The organism is Pseudomonas sp. ICMP 8385 (assembly GCF_002699915.1).
Taxonomy (GTDB): domain Bacteria; phylum Pseudomonadota; class Gammaproteobacteria; order Pseudomonadales; family Pseudomonadaceae; genus Aquipseudomonas; species Aquipseudomonas gessardii.
The window spans coordinates 76140-94534 of the sequence record NZ_LKBY01000035.1 but is presented as its reverse complement, the minus strand read 5'-3'; the positions used below and the strand labels follow the sequence as shown (position 1 = coordinate 94534).

The window sequence follows — 18395 nt, the reverse complement described above, 5'->3', positions numbered from 1 at the left end:
GGGGCTGGCATGTTTACCCTGGCCCAACTGCGAAACTGCATCGAAGAAGCCCTGTTGCCGCTGACCTGCGAATTCACCCTGTGCCGCGACTCATCACTGACGCTGAAGGTATTTGATGCCGAAAGCGGCCGCGTGGACCTGGTCGTCACCGGGATCAGCGTGAACAAGCTCAAGACCCCGCAGGACGTCGCGACGATGGTCGAGGAACTGCGCTATGAGTTGCACAGCAACACCATGGGCGGGGCGATCTCCATCTGACCCCACCCCTTTGTAGGCACTTATCCCCTGTGGGATAGGGGATACAGCTCCGCGCGTGAGTCTTGCCACGCCTACAAAGAGCGTGGCTTCAACGATGCACCGATAAAGTAGAACAACCCCCCGGCCACGATAAACCCCGCCAGCATGTAGAACATGTAGTGCGCCGGCAGGCTGGCCAGCACCAGCCCGCATAACACCGGCCCCAGCGCGGCGCCAAGGTTGGAGAGGTTTTGCGCGCCGTAGTACATGCCGCGCAGGTGGTCCGGGGCGATGCGGTCGATAAACATGTATTCGGCGGGGAACACGATGATTTCCCCCACGGTAAAGATCGCCATCGACACCACCCACCACCACACGCTGGTGGACAGCGCAAAGCCCATCACCCCCAGCATGAACATACCCAGCCCCAGGAGCAGCCAGCGGCTCAGGTGACGGTGGCTGATCTGCCGGCCAATCACGTATTGCAGGGCGATCACCAGCAGGGCGTTGGTGGTCAGGATGGCGCTGATTACGCTGTAGGTGTATTCGGCGTCCGAAGTGGTCACCAGGTACTGCGACAGGTAGGCAGTGAACTGCCCGAACACCACCGCGCTCAGCAATCCGCCAAGGGTGAAGCACACCAGGCGATGATCGCGCAGCAGCACCCGGCCCACCGCGAGGAAGGGCACCGGCTTTTGCGCGGTGTCCACCGTAGCCAGGCTGCGGTCGCCCCAGCGCCAGTAGAGCAGGAAGAAACCGATCCCCAGCAGCACCGACAAGACAAACGGCAGGCTCATATCGACCTTGGCCACCATCGCCCCCAAAAACGGCCCTACCGCATAGCCGATATTGGTCAGGGTGTACTTGATGGAAAACACTTCACTGCGCGCATCGACGGGCAACAGGCTGGCAAACCCGGCCTTGACCGCGACATCGATCACCGCATACGCCAGGTTGATCAGGATCAGGCAACTGTAGAAAAGCCACAGCTCGCGGGCCAGCAGCGTGCCGACAAACCCCAGCACGAACAGCAGGCTCAGGCCCAGCAACAGCCGGTAGCTGTTGACCCGGTCCACGAGGAAACCGCCATACACACTCAGCAGGGAACCGACGATCAGCGAACTGCCGATCACCAGGCCCACTTCGCTGATGCCCAGGGCAAAGTGGCTGGACAGGTAGATCACCATGTACGGAAAGGTGATCGCCTTGGCCAGGGTCAGAATCAGCGTGGCTGACAGCAGCAGGTTTACGCTGCGGGGGTAGTTTCTTATGGTTTTAAGCATCCTGCTCTCTTTGCCTGGCGGCATGCGTTGCGCGGGGAATAAGCCGCTACCTTAACGCAGGATGAGCGGCAGAAAAGGCTGTTTTATGCATTTATGCAAAATTTAAATCCACAATCCTGAATAACGTGTATACGGTACTACTCTCTTTGCGCCAGCCTACTGACGAGTCCAAGAACAATGAAAACAGCTCTGCCGCGCACCAAACTATTGGCCAGCGCCTTGATTGTGATCGCGGTGATCGGCGGCGCAACGTATTACCTGCTGGGCCGCAATGCTGACACCGACCTGCTTGAAGGCGCCGAGTACAGCGAGGCACAGCTCGATGAGGGCGGTGTGGATGGCATTCGGGACCTGCCCTTGGCGCAAGCGAAAAAACGCCTGAATTACCTGATCCTCGATATGCGCGACAACCTCAATCGCATCGCGATGATCGAAAGCATGCGCCTGGAAATCGGCCCGGCCACCCCCGCGTCCAACGAGCCCCAGGCCCAGAAAGAACTGAGCTACGAAAAGCCCTTCGCGCCCTTCCCCGATCAACAACTGAAGGCGGCGTTGACCACCCTCAAGCAAACACCGCTGCACTTCCAACAGGTGTTTTTCGACAATGGCTCCGGGCTCAACCTGGATGTCGAAGCGATCCGCGACACCCTCAAGCTTGGCGCGCTGCCGGATCAGGAAAGCCAAGGTAGCTACCAGATCCAGACCGTGCATTTTCGCGATGGCACCCAACAGCCGTTCGCCGATGTGGTCCTTGAGGACGCCAATCGCGAAGCAGAGCCAAACCACACCAGCACCGAGCTGAAGGTCAACAAGCCGGTTGAACGCCTCCAGGTTGCCCTGCACTACCAGGCTTACCCAGGCTTCAGGAAAATCCTGCTGGACCCGGCCAACCCGAAAGCCACCGGTGAAAACGGCGAGGCTTACCAGCTGACAGCCCTGGGCGATTCACGCGCCGCCCTGCAACTGGCCACGCCAAAGCACAAGTCCTATGTGATCCAGGGCCTGACCGCCGACGGCAAGACCCTGTACAGCGGCGGCAGCAGCACCAACACCTCGCCCACGGCCGAACAAAAGGCCAACCTGCAGGCGTACTACAACGAACTGCTGCGCATGGCAGATAACTTCGCCGACTTCAAAAGTGCCGCGGCCGTGCAGGATCATCTGGAAAAATTCGCCAGCAGCCTGCCCAGCTCAGACAGCGAGCTGAGCAATGTCCAGGTGACTTACCAGTTTGAAGACACACCTGCCAGTGTGGTCATCTACCTGCTGGAGCCGGCGCAACCGCAGACGATCGATCTGGAAATGAGCAACAGCCTGCCCCCCCGTGAACGCTACATTGCCTTCGACAGTGCCAGCGAAAAAAAGGGCTTTATCGATAACCAGGGAAAATGGGTGGTCAAGCCACGCTTCGAGCGTATCGAGTACACCGAGATGCCCGATGTCTACCAGATGATGGTCGGCGAAAAATCCTCGGGCGAGGGCTGGAGCCAGCTGTTGTTCAAGTACTTTGCCTTTGTGCCGGGGACCCACACCCTCAATGAACTGCCGTTCGAGAGCATCGAGAAGCAGATAAACGACCGGCTGGTGGTGGTCCAGCGCGAAACCAACGGCCCCTATGGCATCTACGACGTCAAGAAATTGCAGCTCGTGGTGCCGATGAAGTACATCAACCCCAATGTCATCGGCAATGTGTTCATCGCCCGTCCGGGCCAGAAAACCTATGGTTCCGACTCGCTGTACGGCGCCTGGAGCCTGAGTGGCCAGGAACTGCTGGCGCCGCGCTATTCCAGCGTTAACGCAGAAGGCGCGTTTATCTACGCCACCTCTGCCGACAAGCAGCAAACCGACGTCTACGACCTGGGCATGAAAAAACTCAACCCGGCCAGCGCGACGGTCTTCGGCCAGTTTATCCAGGGCCAGCCCTTGCTGATCCAGGACCGTGGCAGCCGCAAATACAGTTTTATCAACGAACAGGGCAAGGCGCTGCCTTTTAGCCTGCCCTTCGATGACGTCAACCCGTTCTCCAACGGCATGGCGGTGGTGCAAAAGGGCAGCCGCTATGGCGCCATCGATGTGCACGGCAAACTGCGCGTGCCGGTGACCTACAGCACACTCAACCCTTTCCAGAAAAACCTGGCCTCAGCGCAAATGGACGGGTTTGAAGGCCTGGTATTGATCGACAAAAACAACCGCGTGGTGAAAAAACTGGGTTCGTATACCAGCTACAGCTTCCCGTCCAACAGCAACGAGGCGACCTATAGCATCTGGGATACGCAGGTGCCGAACCGGATCAATGTGTTCGATGCCGATGGCAACCAGACCGATAGCTTCGAGCGCGAGTGAGTTGATACAGCTTGCCAGCGATAACCCAGCGCTATCAGGGAGCCTGTGGGTTTTTCGCGAGCAAGCTCGCTCCTACAAGGGGGGGCTCTTGCGCCCGTGAAATTAATCCTGTAATTTTTCATGAAATTTTTAGATAAGAATTTCACGAAGCCCCATGGACAAACAAGAAGAACTGGACGCCCTGGCGATCCTGATCCACGACCTGCGTAAATACAAAAAACTGACCCTGGCCCAGTTGGCGCAAAAGATCGAGCGCTCCGTGGGGTTCCTGTCCCAGGTCGAGCGCGGGTTGTCGCGCCCGACCGTGGCGGACCTGACGGCCATCAGCCATGCGCTGGACGTGCCCACCACCTACTTCTACAGCCTGTCCAAGCCCAAGACGGTGGCTTGGGTCACCCGCCCCAACGAGCGGCGCACGGTGTATTACGCCAATGGCATCACCGACATCCTCGTCTCGCCCAGCATGCAGGGGGCGTTTTCGATCCTCGACAGCCTGCTCGAACCCGGCGCCAACAGTGGCGAGCAAACCATGAGCGACCGCGCCGAACAGGCCGGCTTTGTGCTTGAAGGCCACCTGACGCTGTGGGTCGAAGGCGAGGCCGACGCGGTCACCCTCGGCCCCGGCGACAGCTTTCACCTGGCCAGTTTCGCCCACTGCCGCTACGGCAACCTGACCGACCTGCCGGCCCGCGTGCTGTGGGTCTATAACTGAGGCACACCAAGGAGCGTCACCCGTGAAAAGCCATTGCGCCACGTTACTGGCCGAAGTGCGGACCTTTCGCCAGAACCATCCCGAGGTACGTTACGTCGACCTGATTGCCCTGGACATCCCCGGGCGTTTCTACGGCAAGCGCTACCCGGTTGAAATGTTGGAAAAAGTCGCCGCCGGCAGCCCCCTGAAGCTGCCACAGAACGCGGTGTTGCTGGGCGCCCAGGGCGGTTTGTTCAAGATCGGCGACTATTGCTTCCACGACGGCGACCCCGACGCCAACCGCCGCCTGGTGCCCGGCACGCTCAAGCCGGTGAGCTGGGAAGCGCAACCCCTGGGGCAGATGCTGATCACCTCCGACGGCACCGAAGCCCCCATCGAATTTGAACCCCGCGAAGTGTTGGCCAAGGTCCTGGAGCGCTTGCACGGCAAGGGCATTCACCCGGTGGTGGCGTTCGAGCTGGAGTTCTACCTGTTCGACCGCAAACTCGCCGACGGCCTGCCGCAATTTGCCCGCGACCCGTTGAGCGACGACCCCGATGACCAACCGACCCTGCATATCGAGCGGCTGTCGCGTTTCGCCCCGGTGCTCGATGACATGGTGCAGACCGCCCAGGCCCAAGGGATCGATATTACGGTGATCACCGCCGAGCTGGGCCCCGGCCAGTTCGAGATCAATTTCGGCCACCTCGACGACGGCCTGCGCGCCGCCGACTGGGCCGCCCTGTTCTGCCGCAGCACCCGTGGCGTGGCGCTCAAGCATGGCTATCGCGCCAGCTTCATGGCCAAGCCCTACCTGCAACATCCGGGCAGTGGCATGCATGTGCATGTCAGCCTGTACGACGCCGCCGGTAACAACCTGCTGGCGGCGCACCAGCAACAGCCCTTGCGCCACGCGGTGGCGGGCTCCCTGGAACTGCTGCCGCACTGCATGCCGATTTTCTCGCCCAACCACAACGCCTTCCGCCGCCTGGGCGGTACGGTCAATGCGGCCACCCAGGCCAGTTGGGGTTATGAGGACCGGGATGCCTGCGTGCGCATTCCCGAGTCCGACCCGCGCAACCTGCGGATCGAACATCGGCTGGCCAGTGCCGACGCCAACCCGTACCTGGTGCTGGCGGCGATCCTGGTCGGGCTTGAACACGGCCTGGAGGCGGCGCGCGAACCTATCGCACCGCTGAACGAAGACCGCGCCAGCGGCCAGGCTTTCCCCCTGGAAATGCTTGAGGCCGTGCGCGCCATGCAGCAGCAACCGGCCCTGCGCGAAGGCTTGGGCGCGGAGTTTGTCGACGTCTATTGCGAAAACAAACGCCAGGATCACCTGGCCTTCCAGCAGGAGATCAATGCGCGGGAATATCGCTGGTATCTGTAGATACCGAGCACCCTGCACAGCCCTTGTGGGAGCTGGCCTGCTCCCACATTTTGAGCTTCGTGGCCTTGAGTAAGGTGTTATTTTGAAAAAGCCCGACCATCGCCCTCTCCTGCGGACTGCCCATGACCGACCAAAGCGCCCCTGCCCTCAAGGAAATCTTCAACCTCGAACGCCTGCAGCACATCGCCGATGAGATGAGCGCGGTGTACCCGCCATTCGATGCCAGGGGGTTTCTCAAGCACGCCAGCCGCGACCTCGCCGGTTTGTCGGTGATGCAGCGCATGGCCCGGGTCAGTGAAAGCCTGCATGCGGTGATGCCCCTGGACTACGCGCACACCCTCCCGCATCTGTATGCCCTGGCCCCGCGCCTGAACAGTGGTTTTGTCAGCCTGTTCCTCGGGCACTATGTGGCCAGCTATGGCCTGGATGACTTCCAGCGCTCGATGGCGGCGCTCAAGTACTTCACCACCTTTGGCTCTGCCGAGTTTGCCGTGCGGGCATTTCTGCTCAAGGATTTCGAGCGCACCCTGGCGGTGATGCAGCAGTGGTCACTGGATGACAATGAACATGTACGCCGCCTCGCCAGCGAGGGTTCGCGCCCGAGGTTGCCGTGGTCGTTTCGCCTGGCCCGGGTGCAGGCCGACCCGCGCCTGTGCGCGTCGATCCTGGATAACCTCAAGGCTGACACGAGCCTGTATGTGCGCAAGTCCGTGGCCAACCACCTCAACGACATCACCAAGGACCACCCCGACTGGGTGCTGGAGGTGATCGAGCACTGGTCCCTGGACAACCCCCACACCGCCTGGATCGCCCGCCACGCCCTGCGCAGCCTGATCAAGCAGGGCAATACCCGCGCGTTGACGATCATGGGCGCAGGCGCGCAGGCCGAGGTACAGATCCACCAGTTCAAGGTCGAGCCGGCGGTGATTCGCCTGGGTGAGCGCATCAACCTGTCGTTTACCCTGGAATCCATGGCCAGCGCCCCGCAAAAACTGGTGGTGGACTACGCCATCGACTATGTAAAAAGCGCCGGCCATAGCGCCGCCAAGGTGTTCAAGCTCAAGGCCTTTACCCTCGGCGCGGGTGAACGGCATACCGTGCTGCGTGGCCAACACATCCGCGACATGAGCACGCGCAAGCACTACCCTGGCCAGCACACCGTGCATGTGCTGGTGAACGGCGAACGCCTGGCCAGCAGCGGATTCGAGCTGCTCGGCTGACCCTTCCTACGAGGCTAAAGGCTCTATCCAGGGTCTTTCAACGATATTTATTGTCCTACAATACTGGCCTTTGGTGTTGCGAGCCATTATCATCTGAAACCTCTTGATACCTGCCAGGGTATCCGTGTCAACGTTCCACCCGAGGCGCCCATGCACCGTTTCTCGTTTTACCGCCCTTTGATTTGCGCCAGTCTGGGGCTTGTTTCGCACACCGCTCATGCGGCGTTGCAACCCATGGCCGAAGCGGCACTTGCCAATGAATCCGAGCTGCATTGCCACTTCAACCGCGATGCCAGCACCGATTGCACCACCACCTACCGCTACACCATCCTCCAGCCCAGCGGCCGGGAGATCTTGTCGCGAATCGACTTCAACTATGCCGAAGGCGATGGTTTTGAAGTGCTGCACGCCGAGTCTACCCAACCCGGCGGCAAGCCCCAGGCGCTGGACGCGTCGCAGATCGATACGCGCACCGCGCCCAACCCCGACCAGGGGTTTTCAAGGCTCAAGCAAACGTCATTGGCTTTTCCCAACCTGCGGGTCGGCACGCAGGTCCGCTATACCGTGCGCGAACATCACCCGGCCAAGCCGCTGATGACCGAGTTCCACTACGCCCTGCAGTTCGGCCCCAGCAATGCCCGGCGCGACCGGCTCAAGGCGCGTTTCACCGCGGAACGGCCCATCGAGTGGCGCGCCGAGTTGATGGACGGCTTCACCATTACCCCCTCGGTCAATCGCAAGACCCTGGATATCGAGCAAAAGACGCCGACCTATCTCAACTACATCAACGAATCGGGCCACGCCTATATCCGCCTGATCCCACGTATCGAAGTGGGCAGCAGCCTGGATGTGCAAAAGCACTTCGGCGGCTTTGCCCAGCGCTACAACCAGATCCTCGCCGCCAAACTGCCGGCTGGCAGTGCCGCCGCCGTTGCCGCGGTGAAGGGCTTGGACCCGGCGCAGCAAGTGGCCGGCCTGATGCAGCACATCAACGACCACTACCGCTACCTGGGTGACTGGCGGGCCACCGATCGCGGCTATGTGCCGTTTAACCTGGCGGAGATCGAACAGCACGGTTATGGCGACTGCAAAGACCTGTCCATCCTCCTGGCGGCCATGCTCAAGGCCAGCGGGATCAAGGCCGAAACCGCCTGGGTCAGCCGTGGGGATGTGGTGGATTCACTGCTGGTGCCGGGCACTGGCGCGCCCAACCATGCCATCGTGCGTGCCGAAGTGGCCGGCCAGGTGTGGTGGCTGGACCCGACCAACCCGGTGTTCGCCCCGGGCCAGACCCTGCCCGATATCCAGGACCGCTGGGTGCTGGTCAACGATGCCCAGGGCCGGGTGCGCGAGGAACACATCCCCCTGGCGCGCCCTGACACCAGCATCCGCCTGGACAAGCAGGTGCACTATGACAAACAGGGCAACGGCACGACCCGCGCCAGCATCACCTTCAGCCGCCTGACGCTGATGCAGTTGAGCATCGCGGACCGCGAACAAGGGGCTACCGCCACCGACCAGAACATCTGCGACAACTTCGGCCGCGAGATCAGCGATTGCCAGGTCACCCGCCAGCCCACCGGGTTCGTGCAGCCCGACACCTATACAGTCAAGGCCAGCATGACCGACCTGGGCGCCCTGGATAAACTCGACGAAGGCTACGTCTACACCGACCAGTCCCTGAAGGAGAAGTGGGACGAACTGCTCAACTACCGCCGCAACGGGCAACAGGGCGACCTGTACCTGGGCAATCCAGACACCATCGACTACACCGTTACCTTGACCGGCGGGCAGATGGACAAGCCGGTCCAGGGCTGCAAGGTCAGCTCGCCCTGGTATGACCTGGAACTCGATGGCGAACGGCTCAAGGATGGCTTGCGCTACCACTACCGGTTGACCCAGAAAGTGCGCTGGTTGAGCCATGATGAAATCGTCAGTGCACCGTTTGAAAAGATGATCAACGATGCCCGGGCGTGTGGTGAACAGGTGCATCAGACGGTAAAACTCTAATATGTGGGAGCTGTCTCGCCCTGCGAGGCTGCGATGACGGTGGGTCAGTGAACTTATCTGCTACTGATACACCGCCATCGCTGGCAAGCCAGCTCCCACATTTGATCTCTGTAAAGCCCCCTTGCCCTTCGCTACTCGCCCAACAACAGCCCCTGTTCCTGGGCGCACAACTCCACCACGTAATCCCACAACACCCGCAACCGCACCGACTTGTGCAATTCGCGCCGGGAGCTGATCCAGTAGCTGCGCTGGATGCTTTCCTGCGGCAACAACGGCACCAGGTCCGGGTCGCCGGCGGCCATGAAGCACGGCAACACGGCAACCCCCAACCCCGAGCGCGCGGCCTGGTGCTGGGCAATCACGCTGGTGCTGTGGAATACCACCCGGGGGTTGCGGCAAAAGCTGCTGAGAAACTTCAACTCCTGGCTGAACAACAGGTCGTCGACGTAATCGATCCAGGCATGGGCGGCCAGGTCTTCGCGTTTCTCGATGGCCGGCGTGCGCGCCAGGTAACTGCGGCTGGCGTAGAGGGCCAGGCGGTAGTCGGTGAGCTTGCGCGTGACCAGTTGGTCGACACTGGGGCGCTCCAGGTGGATGCTGATCTCGGCCTCGCGGTTGAGGATGCTGACAAACCGCGGCACCGCCACCAATTCCACTTCCAGCCCTGGATAACGCTCGAACAGGCCGCCCATGCGGCTGGCGAGGAACATCACCCCCAAGCCTTCGGCCACCCCCAGGCGAATCTTGCCCAGGGGCGCGGCGGAATGGGTCAGCTCCTCTTCGGCCAGCAGCGCCACGTTCTCCATGGCTTCGGCATGCTTGAGCAGCGCTTCGCCCGACGGCGTCAGTTCATAACCCTGGGCGTGCTGCACAAACAGCGCCGTGCCGAGGCTTTTCTCGATGGCCTCGATGTGCCGGGCCACGGTGGCATGTGTGGTTTTCAGGCGCTGGGCGGCGGTGAGCAGGCGCCCGCTGCGCTGCAACTCCAGGAAGTACCGCAGGTCATTCCAGTCGAACATGCCACCTCCCTTCTCGGCCATGGGCGCAACGCTGTTTAAAAACGCACAGCAGCTGGGTAAAAACTAACATTTTTAAGACGAAAACTAACAACTAGGATGGAGCCAATAAGAAAAACAAGCGAGCCCCCAGATGACTATTGCACCTGCGCAATACGATTACGTGGTGGTAGGCGCCGGCCCTGCGGGCTGCCTGCTGGCCAATCGACTGTCCGCCAACCCTGCCCATCGCGTGTTGCTGCTTGAAGCGGGCGGGCGCGACAACTATCCCTGGATCCATATCCCCGTCGGCTACCTGTTCTGCATCGGCAACCCGCGCACCGACTGGTGCTTCAAGACCGAGGCCCAGCCAGGCCTGCAAGGTCGTGCCCTGAGCTATCCACGGGGCAAGGTATTGGGCGGTTGCTCGTCGATCAACGGCATGATCTACATGCGCGGCCAGGCCGACGACTACGACGGCTGGGCCGCCGAAGGCAACCCCGGCTGGGCCTGGGACGATGTATTGCCGCTGTTCAAACACAGCGAAAACCACTTTGCCGGCGCCTCGCCCCTGCACGGCGACAGCGGCGAATGGCGCGTGGAACAACAGCGCCTGCACTGGCCGATCCTCGACGCCTTCCGCGAAGCCGCCAAGCAGAGCGGCATCGCCAGCATCGACGACTTCAACCAGGGCGATAACGAGGGGTGTGGCTACTTCCAGGTCAACCAGAAAGGCGGCGTGCGCTGGAATGCGGCCAAGGCGTTTCTCAAGCCCATCCGCCAGCGCGCCAACCTCACGGTGCTCACGGGCGTGGAAGTCGACCGCGTGCTCCTGGAACACGGGCGCGCCAGTGCCGTGGTGGGCCGTCAGCAAGGGCAAGCGGTGACGTGGCAAGCCCACAAGGAAATCATCCTGTGCGCCGGGGCGGTGGGTTCGCCCGGCATCCTGCAGCGCTCCGGTATCGGTCCTGCCAGCGTGCTCAAGCCCTTGGGCATCGAGGTGCGGCACGAACTGCCAGGTGTGGGCGGCAACCTGCAGGATCACTTGCAACTGCGGCTGATCTACAAGCTGGAAAACGCCCGCACCCTGAACCAGATCGCCGGCTCCGTGTGGGGCAAGATGGGCATGGGCCTGCAATACCTGTATGACCGCAGCGGCCCGCTGTCCATGGCCCCCAGCCAACTCGGCGCCTTCGCCCGCTCGGGGCCGGAGCAGACTTCGGCCAACCTCCAATACCACGTGCAGCCACTGTCGCTGGAACGCTTTGGCGAGCCGCTGCACACATTCCCGGCGTTTACCGCGTCGGTCTGTGACTTGCGCCCACAGAGTCGCGGACGCATTGATATCCGCTCGGCCGATCCGGCGGCGCCGCCACTGATCCAGCCCAACTACCTGAGCCATCCAGAAGATTTACGCGTGGCCGCCGCGGCCATCCGCCTGACCCGGCGCATTGTCGGCGCCCAGGCCCTGCGCCCGTTCAACCCGGTGGAATACCTGCCCGGTGAGGCGTTGCAAAGCGACGAGCAATTGCAGGAAGCCGCGGCGCGGATCGGCACCACGATCTTTCATCCGGTCGGCACCTGCCGCATGGGCCATGGTCAAGACGCCGTGGTCGATGCCCAACTGCGCGTGCATGGCGTACCCGGCCTGCGCATCGCCGATGCCTCGATCATGCCGCGCATCACCTCCGGCAATACCTGCTCACCCACGTTGATGATCGCGGAAAAAGCCGCGCAACTGATCCTGTCCCCTCCCACAAGGAACTTCAGCCCCGAACCAGAACTGACAACACCGGCATGACCTGTCGGCGCGAGTGTGCTCGCGCCGGCCGGGCAAGAGCGGCGCTGAAGTTGGCGCCGACAGTGGGACAACAATAAATAATCACTGTGAGGACTACCCCATGTCAGAACGTGCTCAACCCCTGGACGCCCTACCGGGCGCCACTGTCACCAGCAAGGAGTCGCAAAAGGTCATCTTCGCCTCGTCCCTGGGGACGGTGTTCGAGTGGTATGACTTTTTCCTCTATGGCGCCCTCGCGGCGGTGATCAGCAAGCAATTTTTTGCCGGGGTCAACGACACCACGGCCTTTATCTTCGCCCTGATGGCCTTTGCCGCCGGCTTTGTGGTACGGCCGTTCGGCGCGCTGGTATTCGGCCGCCTGGGCGATATGATCGGGCGCAAGTACACCTTCCTCGCCACCATCGTCCTGATGGGCGTGGCGACCTTCTGTGTAGGCCTGTTGCCCACCTACGCCAGCATCGGCATCGCCGCGCCGATCATCCTGGTGGTGCTGCGCATGCTCCAGGGCCTGGCCCTGGGCGGCGAATACGGCGGCGCCGCGACCTATGTCGCCGAGCACGCCCCGGCCGGCAAGCGCGGGTTCCACACCAGCTGGATTCAATCCACCGCCACCCTTGGCCTGCTGCTGTCGTTGTTGGTGGTACTGGGTTGCCGTTACTTCACCGGCGATCAATTTGAAGTCTGGGGCTGGCGCCTGCCGTTCCTGCTGTCGATCGTGCTGCTGGGGATTTCCACCTGGATCCGCATGAGCCTGCATGAATCCCCCGCGTTCCTGAAAATGAAAGAGGAAGGCAAGGCCAGCAAGGCGCCGATCCGCGAGTCGTTCGGCAACTGGGAAAACCTCAAGGTGGTGCTGATTGCGCTGTTCAGCATCAACGCCGGCCAGGCCGTGACCTTCTACGCGGCACAGTTCTATGTGCTGTTCTTCCTGACCCAGTTCCTGAAGATGGACCCGGCCCTGGCCAATATGCTGCTGATCATCAGCGTGGTAATTGGCGCGCCGTTCTTTATCTTCTTCGGCTGGCTGTCGGACAAATGGGGGCGCAAGCCGGTGCTGATGGTCGGCCTGCTGCTGGCCACCGCGCTGTACTTCCCGATCTTCAAGGGCCTGGCCCACTACACCAACCCGGCCATGGACCAGGCCAGCCGCCAGGCCCCGATCACCGTACTGGCGGACCCAGCCACCTGCACCTTCCAGTTCGACCCGGTGGGCAAGGCGCGCTTTGACAGCCCATGCGACAAGGTCAAGACCTTCCTGGTCAAACAGGGCCTGCCCTACAGCAGCGAAGCCGCACCGGCCGGCAGCGCGGTGCAAGTGAGCATCGGCGATGTACGCATCGACGGCTACGACGAAGACGCCCTGCGCGGCGCCGTGACCCTGGCCGGCTACCCGAAATCGGCGGACGTGGCCCAGGTCAACAAAACCATGGTGGTGGTGTTGATCGTCGCCCTGATCCTGATCGCCGCGATGTGCTACGGCCCGCTGGCCGCGCTGATGGTGGAACTGTTCCCGACGCGCATCCGCTACACCTCCATGTCCCTGCCCTACCACATCGGCAACGGCTGGTTTGGCGGGTTCCTGCCGACCGTGTCGTTTGCCCTGGTGGTGTACACCGGCGATATCTTCTACGGGCTGTGGTACCCGGTGGTGATTACCGGGGTGAGCCTGATCGTGGGGCTGCTATGCCTGAAGGAAACCAAGAACGTGGATCTGGATAAGAACTAATATCCCCCAAGCACTGCAAATCCCTTGTGGGAGCGAGCTTGCCCGCTCCCACATTGGTTTCCCGCTGCTCACACAAATTGCTGTATATCCATCCAGATAAAGGTTGCTCAATTCCCTTCTTTTGCCCATCCTTCGCCTATTCAACGGTGTAACCAATGGGCTGAACATGCGGCTGTTCCTCTGTGAAAAACCCTCCCAGGCCAAGGATATCGCGGCCGTGCTTGGCGCCCGGCGCCGGGGCGATGGGTGCTGGCTGGGCACCGATGTCACCGTCACCTGGTGCATCGGCCACTTGCTGGAAACCGCCCCGCCCGACGCCTACGATGCCAAGTACAAGCGCTGGGTGCTGGCCGACCTGCCCATTGTCCCGGAAAAATGGAAGATGACGGTCAAGCCCAAGACCGCCAGCCAGTACAAGGCGGTCAAGCGCCTGCTGGGGGAAGCCCGGGAGCTGGTGATTGCCACCGATGCCGACCGCGAGGGCGAGATGATCGCCCGGGAACTGGTGGAGCATTGCCGCTATCGCGGGCCGATCCAGCGCCTGTGGCTGTCGGCGCTCGACGATGCCTCGATCCGCAAGGCCCTGGCCTCGTTGAAGCCGGGCGCAGACACCTTCAGCCTCTACCATTCGGCCCTGGGCCGCTCCCGCGCCGACTGGCTGATCGGCATGAACATGAGCCGCCTGTTTACCCTGCTCGGCCGCCAGTCCGGCTATCAGGGCGTGTTGCCGGTGGGCCGGGTGCAAACCCCGACCCTGCGCCTGGTGGTGGACCGCGACCGCAGCATTGCCGACTTTGTCCCGGTGGCTTACTGGGCCATTGATGTCGAGTTGCTGCACCGGCAGATGAGCTTTATCGCGCAATGGCGCGCTGCCGACGACCTGTGTGACGACCAGGGTCGCTGCCTCAACCCAGAGCGGGCACGCCAGGCGGCGACGGCAATGAGCAACGCGGCCAGCGCGCAGTTGGTGAAGTTGCGCACCGAACGCATGCGCGAAGTGGCACCCCTGCCCTTTGACCTGGGCACGCTGCAGGAGATCTGCTCGAAGAAACTCGGCCTCGGTGCCCAGGAAACCCTGGATATCGCCCAGTCTCTCTACGAAACCCACAAGGTCATCACCTACCCACGCAGCGACTGCGGCTACCTGCCCGTGAGTCAGCATGGCGACGCGGCGACAATTCTCGCGGCACTGGGCCGCGCCGACCCGGCGGTAAATGCGCTGATGCCACACCTCGATGCGCAACGCCGCTCCCGCGCCTGGAACGACGCCAAGGTCAGCGCCCACCACGGCATCATCCCCACCGGCGCCGGCAAGGACCTCGCGCAACTGACCGGCAAGCACCGCGCCGTCTACACCTTGGTCCGCGCCCGTTACCTGGCGCAGTTCCTGCCCAACCACGAATACGACCGCACCCAGGCGGATTTCGACTGTGCCAGTGAAGCCCTGCGCGCGGTAGGCAAAGTGGTGGTGGAGCCGGGCTGGAAGCGCGCCTTGCCCGAAGCCCTGGCGCCCAGCAAGGGCCGCGAGGCGCCGGCGCCACAGCCTTTGCCAGCGTTGGTGCAGGGCCAGGATTACGCAGTGGCGAAGGTCAACCTCAAGGACCTGTGGACCCAACCGCCCAAGCCTTTCACCGAAGGCGACCTGATCAAGGCGATGAAGAACGTCGCCAAACTGGTGGAGGACCCGTTGCTCAAGCAAAAGCTCAAGGACACCACCGGCATCGGCACCGAGGCGACGCGGGCCGGAATCATCCAGGGCCTGCTGGACCGTGGTTACCTGGTCAAAAATGGCAAGGCACTGTCGGCCACGCCAGCGGCCTTCAGCCTGATCGACGCGGTGCCCAGGGCGATTGCCGACCCCGGTACCACGGCGATTTGGGAGCAGGCCCTGGACATGGTGCAAAGCGGTGAGATGAGCCTGGAAGAGTTTGTCGCCAAGCAGGCGGCCTGGATGAGCAAACAAGTGGCGCGCTGCAATGGTATGCAAATAACCATCAGCGGCCCGGCCAGCCCGGCAGGCCGTGGCGCCACCCCCTGGAAAAACAAGCGCAAGCCGGCGAAGCGAAAGGCCGGCGCCAGCCCGAAACGGGCGGTAAAACCGGCAAACAAGGGCTGAAATTGCAAAAAAAGTCAGGTAATGACGCTTTTCAAGCGGATATACGCCGCTTTGGGTCTTGCCCTGGCGCCAGCGGTCGAGGATTCTGTAGGCACTGCCGAATAACAAAACCGGGGTGGACACCATGAAGACCGTCGCACAGTTGCTCAAGTCCAAGGACCAGAAGAATCAGGAAGTCCATACCATCCAGTGGAATCACACCGTGTTTGAAGCGTTGGTGGTGATGGCAGCGAAGAACGTCGGCGCCTTGCCGGTAGTCAAGGACGGCAAGGTCGTCGGCATCATCAGTGAGCGCGACTACGCGCGCAAACTGATTCTCCATGGACTGTCCTCGACGAGTACACAGGTCCACCAAGTGATGAGTTCCCCGGCAATCACCGTGGATACCCACAAAAGCGTCGAAGACTGCATGGGTATTATGACTGACGGCCACCTGCGTCACCTGCCCGTGGTGGAAGGCGGAGAACTGCTGGGCCTACTGTCCATCGGTGACCTGGTCAAGGAAGCCATCGCTGAACAGGCTGCCCTTATCCAGCAACTGGAACAATACATTCGCGGCGAATGACATTCCCCTAAGCACTACAAATCCAATGTGGGAGCTGGCTTGCCTGCGATGGCATCACCTCGGTGTAACTGACACACCGAGGTGATGCCATCGCAGGCAAGCCAGCTCCCACAGCAGCGCCCCCCCGACTCCCCGGCACAAAAAATGACGCCCAAGTCACCTTTCCCCAGACCACCCTCTCCTCTGCAAAAAATATGTAGTGCTCAAAAATAATCACTACATAACCGTTGACGTAAGCATTTTGACCTTGCATGATTCAAGCGTCTCCCGGATCGGGAGCGTTGGTAACAAGCGTTTTGAACAAGCTCGTCTGACCGCCGGGCTGTTTTTCTGGATGTGCACTGCCCACAAGGCAGATTGATGAAGCTGACCGGCCCGAAAGGATCGGTACAAGAAGCTCAAATGCTGCTTGTCTTCGTTATGAAACCATTGCGTAGCAGTTCATCAGAAACACTACATGCATCAGGTTCAAGACCCTGCCCGTATCTGGCAGACCGTTTCTGACGCCCGGTTTTCGCAACCGGAGACAACTAACGTGGATTAACGAATCAACTGAAGATCGCCAACTGGTCAAGGGGCTTACACATGAATCTGAACAACCAACCAACTATCGATGAATTGGCTGAGATGTTCGCAGCGCAGAAAGACACACTCGACGACCATATCCTGTGGATTGGCAAATCGGGCGAAGTGCAAATTGACTGCCTGGCGCCCCATACCGAAGAAGCCGAGTTCGACCGCAATAACCGTGAACTGGCGGCGCGCCTGAAGATGTACCGCCGCGGCCAGGGTTATGTCGGTAAAAAGGCCGCTGCCGATCGCAACTTTATTGAGCAGGTCTTCGATACACTTAACAATGCCTGGGAGTCGTTCAAAGACAACTCGCAAGTTAAAGTGATTGACCGTTACTACTAAGAATAACTAGACCTTTGTGGGAGCTGGTTTGCCTGGAATAACCGTTTAACGATCAACCTAGTTGTTGAATGTTAAATAGCTATCGCTGGCAAGCCAGCTCCCACATTTGTTTGTGTTGACTTAAATCCCCGGGAATCGCCCCTTCTGCGCTTCGCCCCTGAAGATATCAAACAGTGCCTGCGCCGCCGCCGACAGCTCATATCCTGGCTTGGTCAGCACCCCAATCGGCCGCTCGATCACCGGACCGTTCAAGGTGAGGCAATGAGCCCCCGCCTCCTCCATTTGCTGTGCACATAAGGCTGGTACGGCGCTGACACCCAGGCCGCTGGCAACCATCTTGCCCACCGTCGCCAATTGATGGCTTTCCAACGCCACTGGCAGCTTCATCTGCAATGCACCCAGGTGCTCTTCGAGCATCACCCTTACCGTCGAAGGTCGCTGCAAGGTAATGAAGGGTTGTGCCAGCAGGGTTTTCCAGTCGATCTCGCTCATGTGCGCCAACGGCGAGTCACCGGGCACGACCGCGACAAAGCGGTCCAGGTACAGCGGGGTAAAGGCCAGCGACGACCCCGGTGAGGGCTCAAACGCCACACCCAGTTCGACCTGGCGATCGCGGACCATTTCCAGGACCTGCTCGTTGATCAAGTCATGCACCGTGACGTTGACCTGGGGAAACCGCGCACGAAAGATCTTCAGGATCGGCGGCAGCAGGTTGCCGGCAAACGACGGCATCGCCGCCACCGTCACGCGCCCACGTTGCAGGGTAAAACGCTGACGCAATTCATCCTCGGCATTGTCCCAGTCGGCAATCAACCGACGGGCCAGGGGCAACAGGGATTCACCTTCCGGGGTCAGCGCGACGTTGCGCGTATTACGACTGAACAGCCGCCCGCCCAGGCCTTCCTCCAGGCCCTTGATGGTCAGGCTCAGGGCCGACTGGGACAAATGCAGGCGCTCACAGGCGGCGGCAAAACTTAAGGTCTGGGCCACGGCAAGAAAGGCCCGCATCTGTTTAACTGTCATGACGCTGCTCCAACGGCTTGGCGATTGTGCTGTTTTTTAAATCAATCAACCTCAAAAAACAACTTAACAAATCAATCCGT

14 protein-coding genes are annotated in these 18395 nt (G+C 61.1%); 11 read left to right on the top strand and 3 right to left on the bottom strand.

Going from position 1 to position 18395, the window contains the following annotated elements:
• Window positions 1–9: 9 nt before the first annotated feature.
• Entirely contained in the window at window positions 10–258 is a 249-nt protein-coding gene (locus AO268_RS05940; RefSeq protein ID WP_099168178.1) for a DUF1652 domain-containing protein, read from the top strand.
• A 71-nt stretch (window positions 259–329) separates the two neighbouring features.
• Here the strand turns inward: AO268_RS05940 and AO268_RS05935 are convergent, their stop codons facing one another.
• Window positions 330–1520 (bottom strand): MFS transporter, encoded by a 1191-nt coding sequence (locus AO268_RS05935; protein WP_076962585.1) that lies wholly within the window; start codon window positions 1518–1520, stop codon window positions 330–332.
• A gap of 177 nt (window positions 1521–1697) precedes the next feature.
• Between AO268_RS05935 and AO268_RS05930 the strand changes: the two genes are divergently transcribed.
• From AO268_RS05930 to AO268_RS05910, 5 genes are all read left to right on the top strand, one after another.
• A complete protein-coding gene (locus AO268_RS05930; RefSeq protein WP_099168153.1) occupies window positions 1698–3863 on the top strand; it encodes a WG repeat-containing protein in 2166 nt (721 codons plus the stop codon).
• 154 nt (window positions 3864–4017) lie between these two features.
• The gene (locus AO268_RS05925; RefSeq protein ID WP_076962583.1) at window positions 4018–4575 is read left to right on the top strand and encodes a helix-turn-helix domain-containing protein; all 558 of its coding nucleotides are present in this window, start codon (window positions 4018–4020) and stop codon (window positions 4573–4575) included.
• A gap of 22 nt (window positions 4576–4597) precedes the next feature.
• Window positions 4598–5944 (top strand): glutamine synthetase family protein, encoded by a 1347-nt coding sequence (locus AO268_RS05920; RefSeq protein ID WP_099168152.1) that lies wholly within the window; start codon window positions 4598–4600, stop codon window positions 5942–5944.
• A 122-nt stretch (window positions 5945–6066) separates the two neighbouring features.
• Complete coding sequence (locus tag AO268_RS05915) at window positions 6067–7164, top strand: DNA alkylation repair protein (protein ID WP_099168151.1); 1098 nt, start codon at window positions 6067–6069, stop codon at window positions 7162–7164.
• 150 nt (window positions 7165–7314) lie between these two features.
• Window positions 7315–9174 carry a DUF3857 domain-containing transglutaminase family protein gene (locus AO268_RS05910; RefSeq protein ID WP_099168150.1) on the top strand — a complete coding sequence of 620 codons (1860 nt, stop codon included), beginning with the start codon at window positions 7315–7317 and terminating at the stop codon, window positions 9172–9174.
• A gap of 131 nt (window positions 9175–9305) precedes the next feature.
• Here AO268_RS05910 and AO268_RS05905 read toward each other — a convergent pair whose 3' ends face one another.
• Window positions 9306–10193 (bottom strand): LysR family transcriptional regulator, encoded by an 888-nt coding sequence (locus AO268_RS05905; RefSeq protein WP_099168149.1) that lies wholly within the window; start codon window positions 10191–10193, stop codon window positions 9306–9308.
• Between the two features lie 130 nt (window positions 10194–10323).
• Here AO268_RS05905 and AO268_RS05900 point away from each other — a divergent pair, with 130 nt between their 5' ends.
• From AO268_RS05900 to AO268_RS05875, 5 genes are all read left to right on the top strand, one after another.
• Window positions 10324–11970, top strand: coding sequence for a GMC family oxidoreductase (locus tag AO268_RS05900; protein ID WP_099168148.1), 1647 nt, complete (start codon window positions 10324–10326; stop codon window positions 11968–11970).
• A gap of 100 nt (window positions 11971–12070) precedes the next feature.
• Window positions 12071–13696 (top strand): MFS transporter, encoded by a 1626-nt coding sequence (locus AO268_RS05895; RefSeq protein ID WP_099168147.1) that lies wholly within the window; start codon window positions 12071–12073, stop codon window positions 13694–13696.
• Between the two features lie 166 nt (window positions 13697–13862).
• Window positions 13863–15812: a DNA topoisomerase III gene (locus AO268_RS05890; protein WP_099168146.1), complete on the top strand. Its 1950-nt coding sequence runs from the start codon at window positions 13863–13865 to the stop codon at window positions 15810–15812.
• Window positions 15813–15936: 124 nt separating this feature from the next.
• Complete coding sequence (locus AO268_RS05885; RefSeq protein ID WP_076962658.1) at window positions 15937–16377, top strand: CBS domain-containing protein; 441 nt, start codon at window positions 15937–15939, stop codon at window positions 16375–16377.
• Window positions 16378–16962: 585 nt separating this feature from the next.
• Entirely contained in the window at window positions 16963–17292 is a 330-nt protein-coding gene (locus AO268_RS05875; protein WP_029296579.1) for a hypothetical protein, read from the top strand.
• A gap of 120 nt (window positions 17293–17412) precedes the next feature.
• Here the strand turns inward: AO268_RS05875 and AO268_RS05870 are convergent, their stop codons facing one another.
• Entirely contained in the window at window positions 17413–18315 is a 903-nt protein-coding gene (locus AO268_RS05870) for a LysR family transcriptional regulator (RefSeq protein WP_076962575.1), read from the bottom strand.
• Window positions 18316–18395: the final 80 nt, after the last annotated feature.